A 22991-nucleotide genomic window follows, 5' to 3' on the forward strand; every position below is an offset into this window, starting at 1 on the left:
TAAAGACAGGAAGCTGAGATGAAAATCCGTGCCCAGATAGGGATGGTCCTGAATCTCGACAAGTGTATTGGCTGCCACACCTGTTCAATTACCTGCAAAAATGTATGGACCAACCGTGAAGGTGTCGAATACGCCTGGTTCAACAACGTGGAATCCAAACCCGGTGTCGGTTACCCGAAGGATTGGGAAAACCAAACACGCTGGAACGGCGGCTGGATTCGCAAGAGAAATGGCAAACTCCAGCCCCGGGCTGGCTCAAAGTGGCGCTTACTGGCCAATATTTTTGCCAACCCGGACCTGCCGGAAATTGATGATTTCTATGAGCCCTACACCTTCGAATACGACTGGCTGCAAAAGGCTCCAGAGCTCCAGGCACAGCCCTCAGCCAAGCCCCGCTCTCTGGTCACCGGTGATGTGCTGACAAAAATCGAATGGAGCGGCAACTGGGAGGATGATCTGGGCGGCGAATTCAGTGCGCGCTCAAAGGACTATAACTTCGCCGGTGTCGAAAAGGAGATCTACAGCCAGTTCGAACAAACCTTTCTGATGTACTTACCCAGGCTGTGCGAGCACTGCCTGAATCCCTCCTGTGTAGCATCCTGCCCTTCAGGCGCAATTTACAAACGCGAGGAGGACGGCATTGTCCTGATTGATCAGGGCAAATGCCGCGGCTGGCGTATGTGTGTTTCCGGCTGCCCCTACAAGAAAATCTATTACAACTGGTCCACTGGCAAATCTGAGAAATGTATTTTTTGTTATCCCAGAATCGAAGCCGGGATGCCTACGGTATGCTCAGAAACCTGTGTAGGCCGTATTCGTTACCTGGGCGTTATGCTCTACGATGCCGACCGCATCGAGCAAGCCGCTGCCGTGGAGAATGAAAAGGACCTGTATCCCGCGCAGCGGGATATCTTCCTCAACCCCCACGATCCCGAGATCCAGGCGCAAGCGGCCCTCGATGGTATTCCCCAGGCATGGCTGGATGCCGCAATCAAATCCCCCGTGTACAAAATGGTAATGGACTGGGAGGTGGCATTCCCCCTGCATCCGGAATACCGCACTCTACCGATGGTCTGGTATGTCCCTCCTCTATCGCCAATTCAATCCGCCGCTGAAGCCGGCAAGATCGCCGTTAACCAAGGGATGCCAGATGTCAGTTCGCTACGAATCCCTCTGCGCTACCTGGCCAATCTCCTCACTGCCGGCGACGAGGCACCGGTAGCCCGTGCGCTGGAACGGATGCTGGCAATGCGCGCCTATATGCGCGCTAAAACCGTCGATGGAATAACCAATGAGGAAATCCCAAAAAGCGTAGGCCTCACCCGGGTAACCATTGAGGATATGTATCGCTATATGGCGCTCGCCGCTTACGAGGATCGCTACGTGATCCCAACCAACCACCGGGAATCGGAAGAAAACGCTTACCACCTGCGCGGTGCTATGGGCTTTAGCTTTACGGAACCACATAACGGAAGTACCAATCTTGATCTATTTGGCGGCCCCAAGCGCATGCCGGGCAAACGCTATACGGATACCCCCTAATGAAAAGGTTATTACGTGCTTTGGCGTTACTACTGGACTACCCCAGCGAATCCGTGAAGACGCATATCGCTGATATTCGCGAAACACTGGACAGTGAGCAAGTACTTTCCAGCATAGATCGCGCCATGATTGCCCCCTTGCTACGTAGTTATTTACAGCAGGAGCTGCTGAGCTTACAAGTGGACTACAGCGATTTATTCGACAGCTCCCGCGCCTTATCACTACATTTTTTTGAACATATTCACGGTGAAAGCCGCGAGCGTGGCCAGGCCATGCTCAATCTGGGCGAAGAGTACATTGCACACGGCTGCTTCCTTCAACGCGATGAGCTGCCAGATTACATCCCGATCTTTCTGGAATTTATTTCCTGCTTGCCAGAAGCCGAAATCCATGACTGGCTATCGCAACCGGCCCATGTATTTGCCGCCTTAGCCCAGCGCCTCGACGAGCGCCAGTCAGCATACGCAGGGATCTTTCACCTGCTCATAAAACTCGCAGGAAAACAGCCCAATGCCCAAGCGGTAAAGGAATTACTTGCGCGAAACCAACAAGCAACGGAAACGTCTGTCGAGGAAGAATGGGAGGAAAAACCCATCACCTTTACAACGCCCCAGCACCAAGTTCCACCGAGCGGCATCATCGCGCGACTGAAAGCCGCCGGTAAATTGATTATGTCTTCCAGCGAAACGTGAAATAAACCACCCAAAAGTTTATTGAGACAAACACCATGCACAGCGTCATCAACTACTTATTATTTGGCTGGTACCCTTATGTTGCCCTCACCGTACTGGTACTGGGAAGCATTATCCGTTTCGACAAGGGGCAATACAGCTGGCGCTCACAGTCGTCACAGTTCCTGCGCCGCAAGCAGATGATGCTGGGGTCCAACCTGCTCCATCTGGGAATCCTGATTCTGTTTTTCGGCCACTTTGTTGGCCTACTGACTCCTATTGGGGTATTTGATTATTTTGGAGTAAGCCATAGTTTCAAGCAGTTAATGGCACTGATCGTTGGCGGTCTTGCCGGAATTGCCGGATTTATTGGCTGCAGCATACTGTTACATCGTCGGCTCTATTACGCTCGCATCCGCCACAGCTCTTCGGTCGGTGACATCCTGGTCCTTGTACTGATCTGGCTGCAGCTATTTATCGGACTGGCCACGACCATCTGGACCATGGACCACCTGAGTGGCAAGGAAATGGTGTTATTTATGGGCTGGGCTCAGGGCATACTCACCTTTACTCCATCTGCCTCTGAGCTGATTATCAATACCGAGCTCGTCTACAAGATACACATTGTGCTCGGGCTGACACTATTCCTGATTACCCCCTTTACACGATTGGTACACATCTGGAGTGCGCCGTTTGCCTATGTATTGCGCCCCGGATACCAAATAGTGAGATCGCGAAGACTCGCTCGCAAAAGTACGACCCCCATACCTAATCCGACCGCACCTCAACCGACAAGCCCAGCACCCAAGTGAAGGCTCAATATGAGCAAAGACAACGCCATACAGTATATCGAGCTGCCCCCCTCTCCTACTGGGGCAAAGCTCCAAGATCCCGTATTACCATCTGCCTGCGAGGTCGGCGGCTGTGGTTATGGTCCAGACATTGAGCATACACCGATGCCCGCCTTTGCCGAGGTGCGAGTCAATGGAGTAGAGATTACAGCCGAGGAGATTGCGCGGGAGATGCAATATCACCCAGCCCCAGATGGCGAAATCGCTTGGCACCACGCGGCAAGGGCTCTGGCTATTAGGGAACTACTGCAGCAGGTTATCGGCAGCAGACATCACAAAGGACAGAGACATAACGATACCGACAATCCCAATGATACGGAAGAAAATACAGAAATAAGTGCTTTACTGGAGCGGGAACTACCCGCAGCCCACGTCACTGAAGAGGAATGCCGCCGCTATTACGATGGGCATATCCATCGTTTCCGCACGCCTGACTTATTTGAGGCCGCTCATATCCTGATTGAACCCATCGAAGATACCGACAATGGTCGGCTGCAGGCAGAGCAGCAAGCTCGACGGCTCGCCTGCGAGTTAGGTGATGACGCGGAACTCTTTGCCGCAGCCGCTCGGGAATTATCCGGCTGTCCAACAGCCCAGCAGGATGGCTCACTGGGCCAAGTTCGCCGTGGCGAGCTGGATCGGGCTGTACAACAGGCCCTGGAAGCGCTGGCAGAGGGATGCACTGGGCGGGAACCGGTACAGAGCCGTTTCGGCTGGCATGTGGTGCGCCTGCATCGCCGGACTCCCGGGCAGACACTGCCATTTGAGTTGGCCAGGAAAAAAATCCTCGACATGCTGGAAGCGCGCGCTTGGGTAACATCGGCCTCAAGGTTTATTGGTGAACTGGCGCGCACTGCCAATATAGAGGGCGTACAACTCGATTTAAATGCATCGACGACTGAGAGCCCAGCATCATGAGTATCAAAAAACCTCCCAAGGATGCCCACTTGAACCCGGACCTGCACGCTGTGCAAGATGACACCTATGGCCCGGACCAAGAAGGACACGACCCGATGGAGTCAGTCTCCGTCAAACCTGAAAAAAAACGCCTATGGCCAATGGTGTGGGCCATTGTGACTATTGCCTGTGTACTGATTGCGGTGTTTCTACTGATTCCTTAAGCCTCGGGATAGGGAAAATCCATCATGGCTTCACTACCTGCCGCCTCCCGGCCCGATCAGGTTCGGGCATTGAGCCTGAGCACCATTGCCTTTACCGCCTGCTTTGCGGTGTGGACGATTTTCTCGATCATTGGCATTGCGATTAAAGAAGAGCTGGGCATCAGCGAATCCGAGTTCGGCCTCCTTATTGCAACCCCGGTCCTCACAGGCTCTGTCACCCGCCTAATTCTTGGCATATGGACAGAACGCTATGGTGGCCGCCTTGTCTTCACCCTGCAAATGCTGCTCACCGCTCTTTCCACCTGGCTGCTGACATTCGCCTCTACCTATCCAATGTATCTGCTGACCGCCTTGGGGATTGGCTTGGCCGGAGGCTCATTTATTATCGGGGTTACTTATGTCGCGAGTTGGTTTGAGCCCGAGCGACAGGGCACCGCTCTGGGCATTTTTGGCGCAGGTAATGTGGGCGCTGCCGTTACCAAGTTTGTAGCCCCCTTTATCCTGGTGGCCTTCGGTTGGCATATGGTGGCCTATATCTGGGCCGCTGCGTTGGCGCTGATGGCGGTCACTTTTTTTGTATTCGCTAAGGATGAACCCCAGTGGGTGGCGCAGAAGGAATCTGGCAAGCCAGTGCCCTCATTTGCAGAGCAATTCAAGCCTTTGGAAGATATTCGTGTTTGGCGATTTTCCCTGTACTACTTCTTTGTATTCGGCGGTTTTGTCGCCCTGGCACTGTGGACCCCCAATTACCTGATTGAAGTCTACGAAGTGGATGTGCGCACTGCTGGCATCTGCGCCGCAGCCTTCTCTCTATCGGCATCACTATTTCGCGCTTATGGGGGACATCTCTCTGACCGTCACGGTGCGCGGACCATAATGTACTGGACCTTTGGTTTCTCCCTGTTACTACTGCTGATGCTGTCTTACCCACCCACCCAGTACATTATCACTACTAAAAATGGGCCACTGAGTTTCAGTACCCAGATGGACCTATTGCCTTTTGTAGTGGTGCTCTTCCTGCTCGGCTTCTTTATGAGCCTGGGCAAAGCGGCAACTTATAAACACATCCCGGTTTATTACCCCAAGCATATCGGTTCTGTCGGTGGACTAGTGGGAATGATCGGGGGGTTGGGCGGCTTCATACTGCCGATTATTTTTGGCATCGCATTAGATTTAACAGGTATTTACACCAGTTGCTTCGCAATCCTCTTTGCCCTGGTCGTATTCGCCTTAATCTGGATGCATTTGTCGATTCAAGCTGAGGCCAAGCGCCCAGAACAGGTTGAAGATACTGAAGAAGATCTGCGCCCAACGGAGGAAGAAGCCAGAAAAGATCGAGTCCTGGAAGACTGGAACCCAGAGGACAAAGAATTTTGGGAAACCCGAGGCCGCGCCATTGCACGGCAGAACTTATGGATCTCTATCCCGGCCTTGCTTCTCGCATTTGCGGTGTGGATGGTCTGGTCAGTAGTGGTAGCGAGATTGCCTGCGATCGGTTTTAACTTTAACTCCGCCCAATTATTCTGGCTTGCCGCCCTACCCGGCCTGTCTGGCGCCACATTGAGAATATTTTATAGCTTTATGGTGCCCATCTTCGGCGGAAGACTGTGGACCGCAGTATCCACAGCATCCCTATTGGTGCCGTCAATTGGCATGGGTTATGCCGTGCAGGACCCAACCACACCATTCCTGATTTTCCTGGTATTGGCCCTGCTTTGCGGTTTGGGCGGAGGCAACTTCGCCTCCTCAATGGCAAATATTGCTTTCTTCTTCCCGAAAAAGGAAAAGGGCCATGCTCTGGCACTGAATGCAGGGCTCGGTAACCTGGGCGTATCGGTGATGCAGTTTCTGGTACCCCTGGCGATCACTGCAGGCATTTTCGGCGCGCTGGGTGGCAGTCCACAACAGGCGGATGATGGCACCTTGCTATGGATGCAGAATGCAGGCTTTATTTGGGTCCCGCTGATTATTGCTTCCACAGCGGCCGCCTGGCTAGGTATGAATGACATCGCAGATGCAAAGTCCAGCTTTGCAGAACAGGCTGTTATTTTCCAGCGCAAGCACAACTGGTTGATGTGCATCCTCTATACCGGCACATTTGGTAGCTTTATTGGATACTCCGCTGGATTCCCGTTGCTGACACGGCTGCAGTTTCCGGATGTTAATGCGTTACAGCTGGTATTTTTAGGGCCATTGGTAGGGGCCCTGAGCCGCGCTGGTAGTGGCTGGCTAGCGGATAAATACGGGGGCGCCAGGGTTACCTTCTGGACCTTTGTCGGAATGATGCTTGCAGTACTCGGGGTTATTTACTTTATTGCCAACAATGAAGCAGCCGGGGCTTTCTGGGGATTCTTCGCCTGCTTTATGGCCCTGTTCTTCCTCACCGGGGTCGGCAATGCCTCAACATTCCAAATGATTCCAGTGATTATGGGCAAAGAAATCCCACACCTTATACCCAGCTTGAACAGTGAGGAGCAGAAACGCCAGATCGACCGCGAGAGTGCTGCCATAATTGCTTTCACCAGTGCCATCGCAGCTTATGGAGCTTTTTTTATTCCCAAGGCGTACGGAACATCCATAGAGGTTACCGGTGGCCCCTTGGCGGCACTGTGGGGATTCCTTATCTTTTATCTGATTTGCCTGGTCATCACCTGGCGCTTCTATTCTTCAAGGCATGGCTTACTTTACGATGTAGAGCGCGGTTCCAGCAATAATTGACATAAGAATAGAATAAAGAGTCAGGAGATTGGCTCTATTGTGCAATCCCCCAATTATTAGAGCCTGTGCTCAATTACATAATCGCATCATTACCACTGCGGGCAATCAGCTCAAGTCCGGGGCGGTCACACCAGTAGCCATCCACCCCCGGCGGCAAGAGTTGTGGGAGCAATTCACCATGCCGGGCACGATCGAAAGCTTCAATAACCTGGAGCGTTCGTTGCCATTGTGGAGACAGGCGCAGAATATCAATATCCATTTCACACAGTTGTGGGTAGTGTGGCAGTAAATTGACTACTTCCCCGGATAGCGTCTGAATCCCATTTATCACGAATAAATCTTCTCCTTCCTGAGATGCCAAGGGCAACCCATTGGGATACTCCATGCAACGGTAATCGCAATTATCTTTTGCCAGCCCGTGGTGGCGAGCAGTAAAGCAGCGCGCCGAATAAGCCAGTGGCATATGGCCATGGGCAAACAGCTCAATTTCTGGTTTATTGGTGCAGACTTCAAGCACCGCTCTCAATTGCTGCGCCCCCATTTCTACCGGCACCGTCCAGCGCATCATGCCTATTGACATTAGGCGCTCTACGACTTTGTGATTATAAATATTGACGGCAGGACCACAGGTAAACGGCAGCCGGGCTTCCGATAAAAGCTGTACTGCCGACATATCGTTAGCTTCAACCAACCACTGACCATTGTCACAGATTTTCCGTACCCAGTTGAGATCCGCATTGGATTCCAGCAACGTCAGTGTAGACAGGACTATTTGCTTGTCGGAAGCCTCCGCCAACATCCGGGCCAGATCCAACCAGTCCGCCGCTCGCAACTCATGTCTCTTACCACACACCACTTCTCCCAAATAAATAATATCCAGCGGTGCCGAAAGAATTTCTTCATAGAAAAAATTAATATCGGTACGCCGCCAATAATATTGCGCAGGTCCCAGAGCTAGCCGCATCTTTTGTCCTCTACTGCCAGGGGCGATCATAAGCGCCCAGAGTCGTTTGCTTGCCTTCAGAATTTTTTGCCAATGTATCCCGCCAGCGATCCCTCACAGAGAAATCATCACCAAGCTGTAACACCGCATCAATCGCCTCACGCCAAGTGCGCACTATCTGCGATACATAGGCAGGACTCCGCTGTCTGCCTTCTAGCTTAATAGCCTTTATACCTGCCAACCTCAGCTCCGGCAGCAGAGCCATACTGTTCAAGCTTGTCGGCTCCTCAAGCGCGTGCTGACGCTTTTCGTCAACGATAAACCGGCCCTTACACAAGGTTGGGTAGCCGGCATTTTCACCCTCGGTAAACCGGTCGATCAGCACTCCGTTCAGCCTGGTTTCCAGTCCGTTCGCTACATTCCGCCATTCCACCGCCTTGGCCGGCGAACAAACGCCGTTCTTATTGGGCGACTCCCCAGTTACGTAGGAACTTAGATGACAGCGCCCCTCAGCCATAATACAAAGGCTACCGAAACCAAAAACTTCCAACTCCACTGGGCTGGCAACTGCCAACTGCTCTACTTGTTTAAGTGACAGTACCCGGGGTAGAACCGCACGGCGGACACCAAATTGCTGCCGGTAGAATTCTAATGCGGGTCCACTGGTAGCAGATGCCTGCACCGATAGATGGAGAGCCAAATGCGGATACTTTTTCTGCGCATATTCCATAAGACCGATATCTGCCAAAATCACGGCATCAGCACTGAGCCCTGCCGCCCTATCGACCGCTGCCTGCCAGCGCGAAAAAGTATCTGGCTTTGCGTAGGTATTAATAGCCACATATAACTTTCTACCTCGGCTGCGAATTCGCTCCAAGGCACGCAACGCACTCTTGTCGTTAAAATTTAGTCCGCCAAAGTTCCGTGCATTGGTTTCATCGCTAAAACCGATATAAACCGCATCTGCACCATTATCGACTGCGGCCTCCAGTGCTGGCAGGCTCCCGGCCGGGCATACAAGTTCCATAGTAGCTCCCTAATTAATTCGGGTAATCATTGCTAATTCAGCAGCAATAATATCCAGCCAGCGCAGGGTCCACTGCGGTATGCGGCTTCGATCGAGTGCATCGAGCCGGTTCTTTACTGTCAGGCCAATTTCGGTCTGTCCACCGAGGCATAGCCTACGTTGGAAAAAAAGCGTATCCGGGTCCTCACGACCGCTGGCAATTGCCAGAAAATCGGCAATATCAGCTGAGATAGTAGAGTCAGCCATGGCGTGAGCTGGAGCGCGTACAAAGAGTGTGTCGCGCTTACTTACCCTAAGACAAACTCCCATATCCCTAACGGTAACTTCCAGCACCTGACCATCGAGAAAGTCGAAGAGTCCATCGTTTAACTCCTCTGAAAGCCTCGTATTTAGCAATTTGATAAATGCGATCTCACCCGGCCAGCTGGGCAACAACGGCATTACTCTGCAGCTGAGTCGATAGCCCATATGTGAAATTGATTTTCTGATCGCCAGCATTTCCCCTCCATATCCGATAAAACAGCTACAACTTAGCTCCAGCTTTATCATTTGCCCTGAAGCCTGCTATACATCATTGTGGAAAACGTTACTCCCTTTGACTTTCTTCAACAGGAGTATTCAATGTTTAGTGATTTTCGCAGGAAGCACCCCGCTCAGGGTAAGAACCAAATACTTCCAAAGATGAGTAGTCGACATCCATTGTTTGTAAAACATCAAGCTAAAGGAATGGTCCCCTATATTTTAAGAATTACCTTGATCATGGCGGCTATACGGCAAAGGATCACTATTGGCAGATAGCCGTTAAACTCAGCGGATAAGTGGGTCACGGTTCTGTCATCATAGACAGCTGGGGAATCACCACGGAATTCCAGATACGCTCTATTTCCTCTTCACACGGGTCCGCATGCATTTTTTTTCGGACCCCCTCCTTGGAAAGGTCTATGTGCACTTCAGGTTCAACCCCCTGGCGCCTTAAGCAGTTGATGGCACAGTGCAAAGGACAGCCATCCAGCACAATTTTCTTACGCCCTGATTTTGCAGTTTTAACCAATGCATCTACATCTCCCCCCACCCCAGCCACACAGGACATCTCTGCCTGCCCATTGCGGTCTAGCTTCACAGCTAAAGTATTTGCTAACTGTGCGGCACTGGAACACCCGGAGCATGCATAGACCAAAGGCAACTCCCGGTAACCTGATTTACTAGTCACTATCGATTTACCCCATGTAAATTTGTTCCGGGTATCTATCACTGGATTCGCGACATTTTTGATCAGCGGACCTATTCTTCGGCTGAATGCGCTTCAAGCAATTCATTAACCGAACTACTATGGAGTAGAAGGCAAGAATTTATGCACCCCAGACGCGCTGAGAATACGCCTCTATAAACGCATAATCGGTGTCCATGCCTCACATGACCGCAGGCGCAGTAAACTCTCCCCTCAATTTCTAGCAATAACCTCCTGAATAAATCAGAGGTATCTCTGCATGCCCTAAACTCTATAGGAGTGGCTCCACGAGAATAACCACACACTACAAAATAAATAATTTGCCACCCGGTGCATTTAAATACAGTCAAATTGTGATACACCCGGATAATATATAAAATCAATAAAAAAGTGGCACCTGCCCATAATAGGTAGGCATAGTGTATTTACCCCCAAATAGGTAGAGAGATTTGCGGGCAACAATAGCTCCATTTAACTAGAGTCAAATTCTGACAGGGGCTTCCAAGATAAATAGAGGATAAGAGTTCAGCCTCTTTTTTTAGAAAATTCTTTATTGGTATTGCCAAATCAGTCTCTACCACGGAGATACAACTAGCTTAACCAGTTTATCTAAAGCCCTCTAGATTGAGAGTAAATCCAATCAATTTATACGCGCCCCTCCCAACTCCCTACCTGCTCAGGACAAGATATAACTCGCACCATTATTTCGGACACTGCCGGGAATAACATGACTATAAGATAAATAACCAATCAAACCACACCTATGAAAACCAAATAAATGCTCGATCAAGTGTGACCTATAAGCAACCTCGCGAATATTTAAGGTATCTAGAAATCGAAATACGCCTACCACTTTTCAATATCTAGATCTACTTGTCGGGGTATAGATCAACAACTTACTTTAAGGTTTACGTACCCGTTACTGACTACTACACTGCTGCGACACATATCTATTAATAATGGCAACCATTACAGAGAGCGTGACATGAAACGCTATGGCCTGCACCTTGCTTTGGCCTGCTTGTACTTCTCCAGCCCCTCTATCGCGGATATAGCCGAAACAAAAGGGGGATTAAAAATCACCTCTGATGATGGCAATTTCTATGGTGAACTCGGCGGAATTATCTTCTTTGATGGATATATTTTTGACAAGGATGACTCTTTTTACTCTGAGTTAGACGAAGATTATTTTGTTTTTCGAGATATAGACGAGCCTGTAAACACCACTGACTTTCGCGCTGTACGCTTGATAATGAGAGGAAAACTATGGAAGTGGGAATACAAACTAGAACGTGATTTCTCCATTGCCGGCACTGGCGGACTTTTAGATGTTTATATGAATACTGAAGTCTTTAATGGAAAATTCATCACAGGGAATTATAAGCCAAGTAGATCTCTTGGTGAGCTAATCGGACAAAATGACATCCTGATGATGGAGCGTCCCTTTGCTTCAGACGGCATTTACTTTGGTCGCGTCAGGCAACAAGGGCTTGGTTGGCATACTTATTGGTGTTGCCATACATTCGGCATTGATGTGTTTAATCTGCGCAATCCAGGCAACCCACGGAACTCAGGTATCGGTACTGCAGCAAGGTTCACATGGGCCCCGATCAACGACCAGATAAGCACCCTTCACCTGGGTGCATCAGTGAGCTACGAAAACCCCAATAGATTCACCCTTCCACGCACAGCCTTTGTTGAATATTCTGGACGCCGTGGCCTTGGTCAGCTAATTGCACTAAGCCCTGGCGGAGATGACCTTTTCTTTGGGGAATTTGGTGATGACGAATTTTACCTTGGCAGCCCTGAAGGTAACGTCCACTTCACAGGGCTAGAATTAGCTGGCACCTATGGGCCATTTTATTTTCAGTCAGAATATGCTTTTGGAAAATTTACTGGGGATTATTTTCTCTCCGAGCTAACCTTCGAAGAATTTTTTGGAGCTCCACCAGACTTTTTCTGCGATCCTTTCTTCGGATGCTTCATAGGCGATCAGGACGTTCGCACTTGGTATATTACTGGCAGCTGGGCTGTTACCGGAGAACGAAAGCCCTACAATGAAAAAAGAGGCACTTTTAAGTCTATAAAGCCTATCCCTCCGGCAGGCGCTCTTGAGTTAACCGCTCGGTATCAGTCTATAGAAAATAGGGATATCCCAGACATGAAGGCTAGCAATTTCGTATTTGGATTTAATTATTATTTCAACCCCAGAGTGCGTGTAATGCTAAATATAACTTTAGGGAACAATAGATTTCTAAGTGACGACACAAACCAATTCGCTGTGCGCATTCATGGATTTTGGTAACTAAAGCACTCACTGCAATACAGTCATCCAACATGGTACTCCATTACAGATTCTAGAGACCAAATACAAATCATCCAATGTAGCAAGTCTGAGATTTCCAGATTATTTAACAGCTCTGCTTTTTAATGCTCACTGAACAATCTATTGCCAGTAGGGTCAACTATTAAGCTTACGTCATTCACACCATCTATATTTCCACGCCATTCATCGCAAGTAACTAGCTCTACCATCTATTTTACTGCACTTTCATTCCTTATAAGATTCAGCAGAAGTTGATCGTTGATATTTGAATATGGAAAAATAAAACATGTTCAGCTTAGCAAGTTACAAGCACCGAGATCCGGAAACTCTCAAAACTCCAACAGATACCCCCCTAAATTTCAATACATTTAATTTTCCACATTTTACAGGATCATGCAGAAAAGCTTCACAATTAGAAAATTGCATAACGTTTACTTAACTCAGGAAATGCCTCAAAATGGATATAATTAAAACCAAGAAACGCCCCCTGATTAAGCACCCTTTAATGCTGGGTGGTGCTGCTCTTGCTTTTGTGGCATTTACCAGCACCGTCCTGTTACTTCCTGACAGCGCCTACAAGGTTGAGCGGGAACAGCTGATGTTGGGTACCGTCCAACGGGGAGACCTGCAAGTTGTGGTAGATGGCTACGGTAGGCTGCGTTCAGACAAGCAGACTTTAATTACCGCCCTAACCGCAGCGAATGTTGAAAAAATCATGTTGCGTCCCGGTGCAGAAGTACAAAGTGATAGCATCATTATGCAGCTGAGTAATCCAGAGTTAATGCGCGACCTGGATGCAGCCGAAACCTCCCTGGAACAAGAGGAAGCTAATCTGCGTCGGCTTGTTCTGAACAACCAGCGCGATGTTCTTGCGGAGGAAGCCATACTCGCGGAACTGAACTCCAATTACCAAGTGATCAAGTTGCGTCGCGAAGCTGAGGACGAGCTGGTAAAAAGTGGAGTGGTTTCCCAGCTCACCTACCAAACCACCGTCTTACGCCAGGAACAGATGAAAAAACGTGTGGACCTGCAAAAACAGCGTATCAATCACTTGCGCAAAGTCGCCGTTGAATCAGAGTTAATCCAGCGCGAACAAATCAACCAAGCCCAAACCCAATTGCAAAGTATCCAGCAACGTACAGACCGACTGACAGTACGCGCCGGCCTGGACGGCATACTGCAACGACTGCCGGTAGAGCTGGGGCAAGGTGTCGATCCCGGGCAGGAGCTGGCACTGATCGGCAGCGAGACTGATCTTCTCGCTTTGGTTCAAGTACCACAATCCAAAGCAGAACAACTGGAGGTTGGCCAGCCCGCTGAAATTGATACCCGCAGAGAAAAAGTCGAAGGTATGGTAACCCGTATTACTCCTGAGGTTCGGGACGGCAATATTGAAGTGGAAATTGCTTTTAGCGCGGGCGCGCCAGAGTCTGCCAGGCCACAGCTCAACGTCGATGCCCGGATCTTCACTGACACGATGGAAGATACGCTGTTCGTCGAGAGACCTATCAATGTGCAGAGGCACAGTGAGGCCAATCTGTTTCTGATTAACGAAAACGGGGAGGAAGCGGCACTTCAACCGATCAGCTTCGGCGAGGAGTCAGGTCGATATATCCAGATCACCCAAGGCCTCAATGAAGCGGACCGCATCATCCTCTCGGATATGGCCAATTTTAATGAAGCTGAGCATATCCAGATTATTGACTAAAGCCTGAAACCCAAAGCGAGAACAGGGAGTTCGCTATGTCCAAGCCAATCCTTCATATGGCCGGGATCACCAAGGTGTTCAGCACCGAAGAAATGGAAACTCACGCCCTGCGGGGCGTTGACCTGAGTATTTACTCGGGGGAATTTGTTTCTATCTGCGGCCCCTCGGGTTGCGGTAAATCCACACTTCTCTCGATTCTCGGCCTGCTGGACCTCCCCACCAGCGGCAGCTATGAGATTGAAGGCACTGAAGTCGCTCAATTGACGCTAAGTGAGGCGGCAACAATTCGTAACGAGAAAGTAGGCTTTATCTTCCAGTCCTTTAACCTGATTGACGAACTCTCTGTCTACGACAATATCGCCCTACCCCTGCGATACCGCCGCAATCCCATTCCCAAGCCTGAAGCCGACAAAAAAGTGAAACACTGCCTGGAGAAGGTGGGAATGAGTCACCGGGCCTCTCACAAACCTAACCAGTTATCCGGTGGCCAACAGCAGCGAATCGCCATAGCCCGCGCGCTAGTTGGCAATCCATCCCTACTGCTGGTGGACGAGCCCACCGGCAATCTGGATTCCCACAATGGCGATGCAGTAATGGATATGCTGCGACAGCTCAATAATGAAGGGACCACCCTGTGCATGGTGACCCATGACCCTCGTTATGCAGACATGGCCAGCCGCCAATTGCATCTGCTGGATGGAAAAATCTCAACACCGCAGCCCATACTAGAGCCCCATGAGATGGCCCTATGATCACCACAAAGGACCTGTCCATCGCCCTCCAGTCCATCAATCGGGCGCGGAGCTACGCCACCACTATTATTCTGACCCTGGGTATCACTCTCGGCGCCCTGGTAACACTATTTAATCTCAACTACCAACTGTTAGCCACACCCCTACCCTACCCGGACGAAGATCGGCTGTATGTCGTGAATGGTAATCTCTACCAGAACAAGCAGCTGCGGCTGGAAAACAACAGCCAATACCCCGCCCTGGTTGAAATCTATAAGAACGATAGTTTCTTCGAGTCCAGCGCCCTGGTGTACTTCTGGGAAGATGTGGTTCGCAATTTATCCGGATCACCACGGGTTAATGTTTCCTATGTCTCTCCGGAATATCTCCAGCTGGCTGGAGCACCCCTGGCCCTGGGCAGACAATTCAATGCCGATGAAGGGCTCGATAGCCGAGTCCCCGTGGCGGTTATCAGCTATCAAACCTGGGAGCAGATGTTCCGGCGCAACCCAAATGTCTTGGAGCAAAGCCTGCAATTTGGGGAGGTGGACTTTCGCATTGTCGGCGTCACTGCCAAAGACTTCATTGAACCCCAAATCTATAAGCAGGGCCGGCAAACGGCGGTCTGGCTGCCCTGGGACTTTAACGATACACAAGTAGAGCGCAGAAATAATTGGAGAGGCTTCCTGCCTTTCCGCATGCTCACAGGAAAGCTGAAGCCGGGCATTGACCCCGCCAGTGCGGGGCATGAATTGAGCACATTAATGGATGCCCAGTATCAAGCGGCCCTAGCGGGAAGATCCTCTTCGGTAGAAAGGTCCGTTGAATACCGACTCACCCCCTTCGCCAATAAAATACTTGGCGACAGCGCCACGCGAACCCTAATGGTAATGGGCGGTACACTGGTGCTTCTGTTAATTGCCTGCGCCAATGTTACCAACCTGATTCTTTCTCGCGCAGCCAAACAACAACGCAATATGGCGATACAGGTCGCGTTGGGCGCACATAAAAAACATATCTTTTTGGCCCTGCTATGTGAAATCGGCCTACTTATGTTAGGGGCTGCATTACTTTCTCTACTTTTAGCCCTGGGATCGACGGAAGTATTAAAGGTGATGGCTACGGAACAAATTCCTCGCATTCAAGAGCTCACCTTAAACTGGCAGACACTGGTTTTTGCACTGTTGTGTGCCTTACTGCTCGCCCTGTTCTTCTCAGCCATAGTCAGTCGCCAGGTTAATTACCGCGCACTGAATCAAATGCTGCAGAGCAGCGGCAAAGGTTCCGGCGTACAGATCTCGCCTCTAATCCGCAAAGTCCTCATCAGCAGCCAAGTGGCGATGACCAGTTTGCTTATCGTCGCCAGCTTGCAGATTTTCCTTCAAGCTAACCGACTGATTAACCAGCCCTTTGGCTTCCCCTTGGACAACGTTCAAGTGATGACTCTGAATATCGGCAATCTTAGGAGTGCCCCCACTGCCGAACGGGAGAGTTATCTGAAGGCCATCAGGCAAAGATTGCTGGAGCACCCTAAAGTACAAAATGCCAGCCTGAGCCTAAACACTCCTATCTCCATCAGCCGGCCACTCTGGACCACATCCCTGAGTCATGATGCCAGCCGACAAAACCCGGTGATGGCCAAGACCACAGTGGTCGACGAAAACTACCTTTCCATTTTGCGTATGCCACTGATAGCTGGCCGCCATATCAATGCGGCTGAATTTTCCGATAACAATCGCATGATGCTCGTCAACGAAACCCTGGCCCAGCAACTGGAGCCGGATGGAGAAGTATTAGGCAATAGCTACTACTGGCGAGGTGACTTGCCCTACCAAGTGGTCGGTGTAGTACGCAACGCAAGCCTGCCCGGCAAAAAGGAACCCGCCCGCTTATTTGTGCGCGGTATCAACGTGAGCTATCCCCTACTCGTACTTAGACATAAGCCTCACCAACCGCTCAGCACCACAGAGATTAATCGGGAGTTTGCCGAAGTAAACAGGCAGTACAAAGTTTCTGAGCTATTCACCCTGGAGCAGGCGCGAGACCTACTCTTAAGCAATGACCGGGTCTCAGTTTGGGTAACCACCGCCCTGACATTACTGGCACTTAGCCTCGCTGCCATCGGTATCTTTGGAGTGCTCAGTTACAGTGTACAACTGCGGCGTACTGAGCTTGGCGTGCGCATGGCAATCGGCGCCCGCCCAGCGACGATTTTCTATCACACCCTGATCGATAGCCTGATTCCCGTCGTTATCGGTATCGCTGTAGCGACTTTGGTCCTCGTCCCTCTGGCGCTTTGGCTTGAGCAAAGCGAGTTCAGTATTGAAACCAGCCTATGGGGCTGGCTGCTACCACCATTGCTTATTATCGGCCTAACCGCCTCGGTGACCCTGCTTTCAGTATGGAAGATAATCAACAAGCCCGCGATTTACGCATTGCAAGGAACAGGATAATTACTTTCCACCTGTAGCCGCTGCTTGAGGTTGCGCGCTCATCGTGCAATCTTTACAGCAAATACAACAATAAGAAATGGAACAGCCAATGCAGCCTCAGCAGTGGTTATCAAACGGAAAGATTTTTGATTATCAAAACCACCAACTCTTCTATGTCGATAGCAACCCAAGCTGCCGAAATAAACCAGTGCTGCTTTTGATTCACGGTTTTCCAACCAGTAGTTATGACTGGCAAAAGGTATGGGCCCAACTGACAGCGCACTATCGCTGTATTGCTATGGATATGCTGGGATTCGGTTACTCAGACAAACCCAAGCAGCATAACTACAGTATCCACGGGCAAGCTGATTTACATGAAGCTCTTCTGCAACATTTAAACATCAACAAGGTCCACCTGCTGGCCCATGACTATGGGGATACCGTTGCCCAGGAGTTACTCGCCAGAGCCAATAGCGGTGGTACCACGAGGTATGCCTCAGCATGCCTGCTAAACGGAGGTCTGTTTCCAGAAACTCATCAAGCGCGTTTCGTACAAAAACTGCTGCTCTCTCCCGCAGGCTTCCTGATCAATAAACTGATGAATTACCGGCAGTTTTGCCGCAGCTTCAGTGCCATTTTCGGACCAGAGACACAACCCTCTGACAGAGAGTTGCGAGACTTGTGGCAAATTCTCCAATATAAGAATGGCAACCGGCTCCTTTATAAACTAATCAGCTATATGCGCGACAGGCGCCAACATCGTCAGCGCTGGGTCGACGCCCTAAAGCAATACCCCGGCCCCCTATTGCTAATCAATGGCTCACTGGACCCAGTTTCAGGGAAGCATATGGTGGATCGATTTCGTCAAGTGATTGATCGTCCAGCAGATATTGTTGAGCTGGGAACGATTGGGCATTATCCGCAGTGGGAGGCTCCTGAAAATGTTGGGAATGAATATCTAAAGTTCCTGAAAATACTCCAGAACAATCCTTTCTTACTTTCTACACTATCGGAGTAAAGTAAACTACTAGGGTAATAAGAGCCAATCATAGTAGCAATGCTGACACACTAGCCACTAGTAATAATAACTAAGACTGGAATCTTCCTGTTTTAATTTAGTAAATCACCCAATTACAGAGCACAGAAGTAGATAGAATGATCGAAAGGATAAACTACCAAGACCTTCCCCAAGCTGCAGGCCCTTATGTACACGCAACAAAGCACAACAACACCCTATACATATCTGGCCTTACAGCGTATAAAACCGAAGTACAATCTTCTAGCTTGATTGCTCAGACTACTGAAATACTTTCCCAGCTTTCAATAATCCTTGATTGCGAGGGACTGGTAAAAAATAATTTAGTCAAACTAACAATCTTTGTTCGCGATATTGGCAATCTAACATCCATTCGAGAGCTACTTTTTCAATTTTACGAAGAAAGTTTACCCGCTTGTTCATTGGTGGAAGTTTCAAAACTAATACATCCAGATTTACTAGTAGAAATAGAAGCTATAGCAGCCCTTTAGTGATGAAGCCTACAAAATTTCACAACATCTACCTTACACTTCACGCACGAAAAGTGAGACCTAACATTTGAGCATGAGACACTTAACGACAAAAGCCATTACTATTCTATATTGCATTTCGGCCCAATATTCTATTGCTAGTAATTAAGTAACAATACATGAAATACCAAAGGAGAAGGTTGCACAGGAAAATAAACTGCTCACTGATTTATTCACCCAAGACCAAAGCGCGCGCATTGCCCCCCACCGTGACATTGACTGGGAATCACTAAATCATGAAGACAAAACCCGGCGGATAAAAGTCTTAAAAATGCTTGAGAATGGGCATATTAGAACGTCAAAGGATTACTATCATGCAGCACTTATCTTCCAGCATGGTAATAAGTCAGAAGATATAAGACTGGCCCATGCTCTTGCCACTATTGCAGCAACCCTGGCAGAGGATAAGAATAAAGCTAATTGGCTAAAGGCGGCCACTTGGGATCGCTTAATGATGAATCTTGGTCAGCCACAGTGGTGCGGCACTCAGTTTGTTAAAGATGACTCTGGGATCTGGAGACTGTATAACATTGATTCTGATATAGTCTATGATCAGCAGCGAATAGATTGGTCCGTTCGTACACTAGAAGAATCAAAGGCCATGGAAAAGTCGCTAAATAGTAAAAAGAAAAGTAAGCATTGATAAAGCTTTACAGAGCCAGCCAGCGGGTATCTGGCTTGTCAGTTCACCACCAATCTCTGGCCAATACTATCAAACATAGGGAGAGACAATAGTATGATACGAGCAGTTAAAGCTTCTGACTCTGCTGGGATTGCTAAAATCTACAATTACTATGTGGAGAATACCTGTATCACTTTTGAGGCAGAGCCAGTTTCTCCGGAAATTATCGCCGACCGAGTCGAAGAATGCTCAAAAAACAATCTTCCCTGGTTAGTTGCTAAGAATGAGGACCGTTTAATTGGCTATTGTTATGCCAGTAAATGGAAAGGACGCTGTGCTTACCAGTATTTGGTGGAGGCTACCGTGTACTTGGACACGAACTATTCTTCTAAAGGCTGGGGCTCGAAGCTCTATAATGAACTGTTTAAACAGTTAAGTGAACTCAATGTCCACGCAGTAATCTGCGGCATAGCTCTACCAAATGCAGGCAGCGTAGCACTTCATGAGAAGTTTGGAATGGAAAAAGTTGCTCATTTCAAAGAAGTCGGCCGAAAATTTAACCAGTGGATAGATGTTGGTTATTGGCAGTGCTTACTCCCCTTAAGAAAGGAGAAAGCATGAAATAAGCACATCATGAGGGAGTACATTTTAAGCAACTTTTATGTACCCACATTAACCCCACTAGGGATTTTTAACCTAAATTTTACCAAATCCTCTCTAATCTAAGGTCATAACTGCGCGCTTTTGCGCAGCAAGGGCTATTACATTGAGTAGCCGAGACTTTATTGAGGGCACTGATTTCCCTCTCACATTTATACCCAAAATAAAAGTGGACAACTTATCATTGAGAAAAATGCCGCAATTAATGAATTGCATTTAATTTAGCTCTTACTCCATCAAAAGTTACTGACCTATATGATCATTACACTTTTCACCCCGGAACCCTACCTCATTTAATGTAAGATAAAAGCTAAAGTCCAGAAAAGACACGGTAGCTAAAAAAAAGCACTCGACCACCATCAAACAATTAAATATATTCGCATAACGGATCCAGGTTAGGGTAAGATCACCAATATAGCCAAAAATATAGGTAATTATAATTAAGGAAATGATATGATTTTTTCAACTACAGAAACAGTACCAGGAAGGGAAATATCGGAGGTACTGGATATCGTTACGGGCAACGTTGTTCAATCAAAACATATCGGCCGTGACTTAATGGCAGGTATAAAGAGTATTGTCGGTGGAGAGATACGAGGCTATACGGAAATGCTGACCGAAGCGAGAAACAAAGCTTTTCAAAGGTTGAGTGACAGTGCCCGGCAAAAAGGCGCTGATGCCGTGGTAGGAATTCGTTTTACTACAAGTGCAATTATGGATGGCTCCTCAGAAATTCTTGTTTTTGGTACAGCTGTAAAACTAAAAAAATAGGTTGGAATGCCCCTAAAGTTCTACCGCAAACTGCCCCAGTTTTCTCCGCACCGCAGGAATAGAGCTGGCGGCAGCGATTAACGCCCGAAATTCAAATCTTGCTTTCAGGGATTGTCCAGTAATCATTTTCCGGCCACGCTCAGTTACTTCAATAACCTTTTTATCTTCTTGATGGCGCAATTCAGAGTAGCCTAGGAGCTGCCCCTCAGTGATTCGTTTTGCCAATTCGGCTGCATCAGCTATCCCAAGGTTCATACCACGACCTCCAACCGGAGAGTGGCAATGGGCAGCATCCCCAGCTAGATGTATCCTGCCCTTTGAGTAAGTTTCCGCTTGTCGAATTGAGATTTTAAAGGTTCCCTCCCGCCTAACCTTCTTAACATCCACCGCCATCGGAAATGCTTTAATTGCATTATCACAGCTAGCTACCAGACGGTGTCGGCCTTCTCCCAATGGCACCGCAACAGCGACCACGCCAGATTCCATTTTGACCAAGGTAAACTTTCTTTTAGGAGGCCAATCCCCTGTATCAACATCCGCGATTGACCACACTTCATCCAAATCAAATCCAGGATAACTGATACCTGCAGCTTCACGAACAGTACTGCGAATACCATCCGCTCCTACGACCAGGTCAAATCGCTCCTCTTCACCATTGTCAAAAAAAGCTACTACTCCACTCTGTTCCTCGGTAAGGGTTTTGAGTTCTTTCTTGTATTCAACTTCGACTCCCATACCAGATAAAACCTGAGCCATGAGAGCTTCAGTTCTGTCTTGAGGGAGTCCAAGAATTGCAGGAAAATAGGTCCGATTGGAATGGAGGGGAAACTCTAGTGCTAAATGCGTATTTAGGTAAATGCATGCGCTCTGAACCGAGATCCCCTCAGCAATCAACTTTTCAGAAACGCCAGAGTGTGAAAGCAACTCAAGGCTGCGAGAAGTAACTCCCACCGCTCGACTAAGGGTTGAAGCGCTATCCCGGCGGTCCACAATTCTTGGCAATAGCCCTCGCCGAGCAAGCTCGACCGCTGTTGTAAGGCCCGTGGGCCCAGCCCCAACAATCAGTACTTTCACAGGCTACCTCATATAACCCCACCTAACAGTAAGATAGTACATATGAAAGAGTAAGGGTGACTAGCTGGTCTGAGACTCTTCATAAAAAAACCTCGGCCGCTATCTGTGATCTCTTCACAGCAATACCAGTCACGGCTTGGTGAGGACGTACTTAAACTTGCGAAGTCGAAAACTCTAATATCTGGCAACGATAGACAAAAGGCTCGTCTTGCCAATAATTACCCACTGTTATATCGATATTTTTATATTTCATCTCTTGGATATAATTTCTAAATGATTACACCACTTTACGATGATGTACATGGACTCGCACTTGAGATAGTCAATAAATCCGCCTCTGGGGATAAAGCTGGGTGCCAAGACTCCCTCAACTCGCTAGAGAGACTATGCGCAAAATATGCCGGAGGCGAGCTAGACCATCCCCTACAGTGGGAGGCTTTGGGTGATTTTTCAGAAAGCTGTGAGGATGCAATACAGGCATACACCCAGGGACTTAACTGCTCAATAAAATTAGATCTCCCTTTGTATTCAGCTTCAATTGCCCTGGAAATGGCTGAACATTTTTTGAGGCTAAAAAAACAAGATAAAGCCTTGGAATTTGCCCATAAAGCACATATCTATTCTGTCAGTGCAGAGGATTACGAACTACAAGAGTCAATTAATAATTTCCTTAGAAATCTAACACAGGTTTAGTTTATCCTTAAAGACCATCCAAGCTGAGTTATCATAGTTAACTAAAACAATGATTCTAAGATCACTGATTACTTCTATAATAGTCAGCCTAAGTTACACTCTGGCTGCACATTACATTTACGATAACTCTTTTGGTGAAGGTAAAATTCTGAAGCTCCAGGCCTCCATATTGATATTTCAAGCTTTAGTCGTTTTCATACCTACATTAGCTGCCTGCTTAATAATCACATTCTGGCAAAGCAAACTTAATAGAAAGACAAAATAAGACATTCTGTATGCCCCCAACTTCAAGCATCATGGCTACAGG

21 protein-coding genes are annotated in these 22991 nt (G+C 48.6%); 16 read left to right on the forward strand and 5 right to left on the reverse strand.

Annotated elements, in window-relative coordinates; all coding sequences use genetic code 11:
• Nucleotides 1-18 precede the first annotated feature (18 nt).
• From narH to ACJJIQ_RS08870, 6 genes are read left to right on the forward strand one after another with little or no spacing between them, the layout of a single operon-like run.
• A complete protein-coding gene (gene narH, locus ACJJIQ_RS08845; RefSeq protein WP_445364361.1) occupies nucleotides 19-1542 on the forward strand; it encodes a nitrate reductase subunit beta in 1524 nt (507 codons plus the stop codon).
• Nucleotides 1542-2234, forward strand: a complete 693-nt coding sequence (gene narJ / locus ACJJIQ_RS08850; RefSeq protein ID WP_445364362.1) for a nitrate reductase molybdenum cofactor assembly chaperone — start codon at nucleotides 1542-1544, stop codon at nucleotides 2232-2234. Before narH ends, narJ begins: the two co-directional genes overlap by 1 nt.
• Before the next feature lie 35 nt (nucleotides 2235-2269).
• Nucleotides 2270-3025, forward strand: a complete 756-nt coding sequence (gene narI / locus ACJJIQ_RS08855; RefSeq protein WP_445364363.1) for a respiratory nitrate reductase subunit gamma — start codon at nucleotides 2270-2272, stop codon at nucleotides 3023-3025.
• Between the two features lie 9 nt (nucleotides 3026-3034).
• Nucleotides 3035-3982: a peptidylprolyl isomerase gene (locus tag ACJJIQ_RS08860; protein ID WP_445364364.1), complete on the forward strand. Its 948-nt coding sequence runs from the start codon at nucleotides 3035-3037 to the stop codon at nucleotides 3980-3982.
• Nucleotides 3979-4185, forward strand: coding sequence for a hypothetical protein (locus tag ACJJIQ_RS08865; RefSeq protein WP_445364365.1), 207 nt, complete (start codon nucleotides 3979-3981; stop codon nucleotides 4183-4185). Before ACJJIQ_RS08860 ends, ACJJIQ_RS08865 begins: the two co-directional genes overlap by 4 nt.
• Before the next feature lie 24 nt (nucleotides 4186-4209).
• The gene (locus tag ACJJIQ_RS08870; RefSeq protein ID WP_445364366.1) at nucleotides 4210-6903 is read left to right on the forward strand and encodes a nitrate/nitrite transporter; all 2694 of its coding nucleotides are present in this window, start codon (nucleotides 4210-4212) and stop codon (nucleotides 6901-6903) included.
• Nucleotides 6904-6976: 73 nt separating this feature from the next.
• Here the strand turns inward: ACJJIQ_RS08870 and ACJJIQ_RS08875 are convergent, their stop codons facing one another.
• The 4 genes from ACJJIQ_RS08875 to ACJJIQ_RS08890 form a co-directional block, all read right to left on the reverse strand.
• Nucleotides 6977-7867, reverse strand: a complete 891-nt coding sequence (locus ACJJIQ_RS08875; RefSeq protein WP_282932662.1) for a U32 family peptidase — start codon at nucleotides 7865-7867, stop codon at nucleotides 6977-6979.
• A gap of 10 nt (nucleotides 7868-7877) precedes the next feature.
• Nucleotides 7878-8873, reverse strand: coding sequence for a ubiquinone anaerobic biosynthesis protein UbiU (gene ubiU / locus ACJJIQ_RS08880; RefSeq protein WP_282932661.1), 996 nt, complete (start codon nucleotides 8871-8873; stop codon nucleotides 7878-7880).
• A gap of 9 nt (nucleotides 8874-8882) precedes the next feature.
• Nucleotides 8883-9371, reverse strand: a complete 489-nt coding sequence (ubiT, locus tag ACJJIQ_RS08885; RefSeq protein ID WP_445364367.1) for a ubiquinone anaerobic biosynthesis accessory factor UbiT — start codon at nucleotides 9369-9371, stop codon at nucleotides 8883-8885.
• Between the two features lie 325 nt (nucleotides 9372-9696).
• Nucleotides 9697-10083, reverse strand: a complete 387-nt coding sequence (locus tag ACJJIQ_RS08890) for a putative zinc-binding protein (protein ID WP_445364368.1) — start codon at nucleotides 10081-10083, stop codon at nucleotides 9697-9699.
• Nucleotides 10084-11086: 1003 nt separating this feature from the next.
• On the opposite strand from ACJJIQ_RS08890, the gene ACJJIQ_RS08895 reads away from it, so the two are divergent.
• The 9 genes from ACJJIQ_RS08895 (at nucleotide 11087) to ACJJIQ_RS08935 (ending at nucleotide 20917) form a co-directional block, all read left to right on the forward strand.
• The gene (locus ACJJIQ_RS08895) at nucleotides 11087-12406 is read left to right on the forward strand and encodes an OprO/OprP family phosphate-selective porin (protein WP_444893768.1); all 1320 of its coding nucleotides are present in this window, start codon (nucleotides 11087-11089) and stop codon (nucleotides 12404-12406) included.
• A gap of 478 nt (nucleotides 12407-12884) precedes the next feature.
• Nucleotides 12885-14135: an efflux RND transporter periplasmic adaptor subunit gene (locus ACJJIQ_RS08900; protein WP_445364369.1), complete on the forward strand. Its 1251-nt coding sequence runs from the start codon at nucleotides 12885-12887 to the stop codon at nucleotides 14133-14135.
• Between the two features lie 35 nt (nucleotides 14136-14170).
• Nucleotides 14171-14887 carry an ABC transporter ATP-binding protein gene (locus ACJJIQ_RS08905; protein ID WP_445364370.1) on the forward strand — a complete coding sequence of 239 codons (717 nt, stop codon included), beginning with the start codon at nucleotides 14171-14173 and terminating at the stop codon, nucleotides 14885-14887.
• Entirely contained in the window at nucleotides 14884-17319 is a 2436-nt protein-coding gene (locus ACJJIQ_RS08910) for an ABC transporter permease (protein ID WP_445364371.1), read from the forward strand. Before ACJJIQ_RS08905 ends, ACJJIQ_RS08910 begins: the two co-directional genes overlap by 4 nt.
• A gap of 88 nt (nucleotides 17320-17407) precedes the next feature.
• On the forward strand, nucleotides 17408-18316 hold the full coding sequence (locus tag ACJJIQ_RS08915; RefSeq protein WP_445364372.1) for an alpha/beta fold hydrolase: 909 nt from the start codon (nucleotides 17408-17410) through the stop codon (nucleotides 18314-18316).
• Nucleotides 18317-18453: 137 nt separating this feature from the next.
• Nucleotides 18454-18825: a RidA family protein gene (locus ACJJIQ_RS08920; RefSeq protein WP_445364373.1), complete on the forward strand. Its 372-nt coding sequence runs from the start codon at nucleotides 18454-18456 to the stop codon at nucleotides 18823-18825.
• A 310-nt stretch (nucleotides 18826-19135) separates the two neighbouring features.
• On the forward strand, nucleotides 19136-19507 hold the full coding sequence (locus ACJJIQ_RS08925) for a hypothetical protein (RefSeq protein ID WP_445364374.1): 372 nt from the start codon (nucleotides 19136-19138) through the stop codon (nucleotides 19505-19507).
• A gap of 93 nt (nucleotides 19508-19600) precedes the next feature.
• On the forward strand, nucleotides 19601-20107 hold the full coding sequence (locus ACJJIQ_RS08930; protein ID WP_445364375.1) for a GNAT family N-acetyltransferase: 507 nt from the start codon (nucleotides 19601-19603) through the stop codon (nucleotides 20105-20107).
• A 492-nt stretch (nucleotides 20108-20599) separates the two neighbouring features.
• Nucleotides 20600-20917, forward strand: a complete 318-nt coding sequence (locus ACJJIQ_RS08935) for a heavy metal-binding domain-containing protein (protein WP_413665654.1) — start codon at nucleotides 20600-20602, stop codon at nucleotides 20915-20917.
• 12 nt (nucleotides 20918-20929) lie between these two features.
• Here ACJJIQ_RS08935 and ACJJIQ_RS08940 read toward each other — a convergent pair whose 3' ends face one another.
• Nucleotides 20930-21991 (reverse strand): FAD-dependent oxidoreductase, encoded by a 1062-nt coding sequence (locus ACJJIQ_RS08940; protein WP_445364376.1) that lies wholly within the window; start codon nucleotides 21989-21991, stop codon nucleotides 20930-20932.
• A gap of 273 nt (nucleotides 21992-22264) precedes the next feature.
• Here ACJJIQ_RS08940 and ACJJIQ_RS08945 point away from each other — a divergent pair, with 273 nt between their 5' ends.
• On the forward strand, nucleotides 22265-22684 hold the full coding sequence (locus tag ACJJIQ_RS08945; protein WP_445364377.1) for a hypothetical protein: 420 nt from the start codon (nucleotides 22265-22267) through the stop codon (nucleotides 22682-22684).
• Nucleotides 22685-22991: the final 307 nt, after the last annotated feature.

The sequence above is a fragment of the Microbulbifer maximicatervae (SeqCode) genome (assembly GCF_052468295.1).

Excerpts from the sequence above, each read along its gene's own strand:
- ACJJIQ_RS08945 (WP_445364377.1), top strand. The coding sequence starts at position 22,265 with ATGATTACACCACTTTACGATGATGTACATGGACTCGCACTTGAGATA.
- ACJJIQ_RS08900 (WP_445364369.1), top strand. The coding sequence starts at position 12,885 with ATGGATATAATTAAAACCAAGAAACGCCCCCTGATTAAGCACCCTTTA.
- ACJJIQ_RS08910 (WP_445364371.1), top strand. The coding sequence starts at position 14,884 with ATGATCACCACAAAGGACCTGTCCATCGCCCTCCAGTCCATCAATCGG.
- ubiT (WP_445364367.1), bottom strand. The coding sequence starts at position 9,371 with ATGCTGGCGATCAGAAAATCAATTTCACATATGGGCTATCGACTCAGC.
- ACJJIQ_RS08930 (WP_445364375.1), top strand. The coding sequence starts at position 19,601 with ATGATACGAGCAGTTAAAGCTTCTGACTCTGCTGGGATTGCTAAAATC.
- ACJJIQ_RS08870 (WP_445364366.1), top strand. The coding sequence starts at position 4,210 with ATGGCTTCACTACCTGCCGCCTCCCGGCCCGATCAGGTTCGGGCATTG.
- ACJJIQ_RS08925 (WP_445364374.1), top strand. The coding sequence starts at position 19,136 with ATGCTTGAGAATGGGCATATTAGAACGTCAAAGGATTACTATCATGCA.
- ubiU (WP_282932661.1), bottom strand. The coding sequence starts at position 8,873 with ATGGAACTTGTATGCCCGGCCGGGAGCCTGCCAGCACTGGAGGCCGCA.
- ACJJIQ_RS08860 (WP_445364364.1), top strand. The coding sequence starts at position 3,035 with ATGAGCAAAGACAACGCCATACAGTATATCGAGCTGCCCCCCTCTCCT.
- ACJJIQ_RS08865 (WP_445364365.1), top strand. The coding sequence starts at position 3,979 with ATGAGTATCAAAAAACCTCCCAAGGATGCCCACTTGAACCCGGACCTG.
- ACJJIQ_RS08915 (WP_445364372.1), top strand. The coding sequence starts at position 17,408 with ATGCAGCCTCAGCAGTGGTTATCAAACGGAAAGATTTTTGATTATCAA.
- ACJJIQ_RS08895 (WP_444893768.1), top strand. The coding sequence starts at position 11,087 with ATGAAACGCTATGGCCTGCACCTTGCTTTGGCCTGCTTGTACTTCTCC.
- ACJJIQ_RS08935 (WP_413665654.1), top strand. The coding sequence starts at position 20,600 with ATGATTTTTTCAACTACAGAAACAGTACCAGGAAGGGAAATATCGGAG.
- narH (WP_445364361.1), top strand. The coding sequence starts at position 19 with ATGAAAATCCGTGCCCAGATAGGGATGGTCCTGAATCTCGACAAGTGT.
- ACJJIQ_RS08875 (WP_282932662.1), bottom strand. The coding sequence starts at position 7,867 with ATGCGGCTAGCTCTGGGACCTGCGCAATATTATTGGCGGCGTACCGAT.
- ACJJIQ_RS08920 (WP_445364373.1), top strand. The coding sequence starts at position 18,454 with ATGATCGAAAGGATAAACTACCAAGACCTTCCCCAAGCTGCAGGCCCT.
- narJ (WP_445364362.1), top strand. The coding sequence starts at position 1,542 with ATGAAAAGGTTATTACGTGCTTTGGCGTTACTACTGGACTACCCCAGC.
- narI (WP_445364363.1), top strand. The coding sequence starts at position 2,270 with ATGCACAGCGTCATCAACTACTTATTATTTGGCTGGTACCCTTATGTT.
- ACJJIQ_RS08905 (WP_445364370.1), top strand. The coding sequence starts at position 14,171 with ATGTCCAAGCCAATCCTTCATATGGCCGGGATCACCAAGGTGTTCAGC.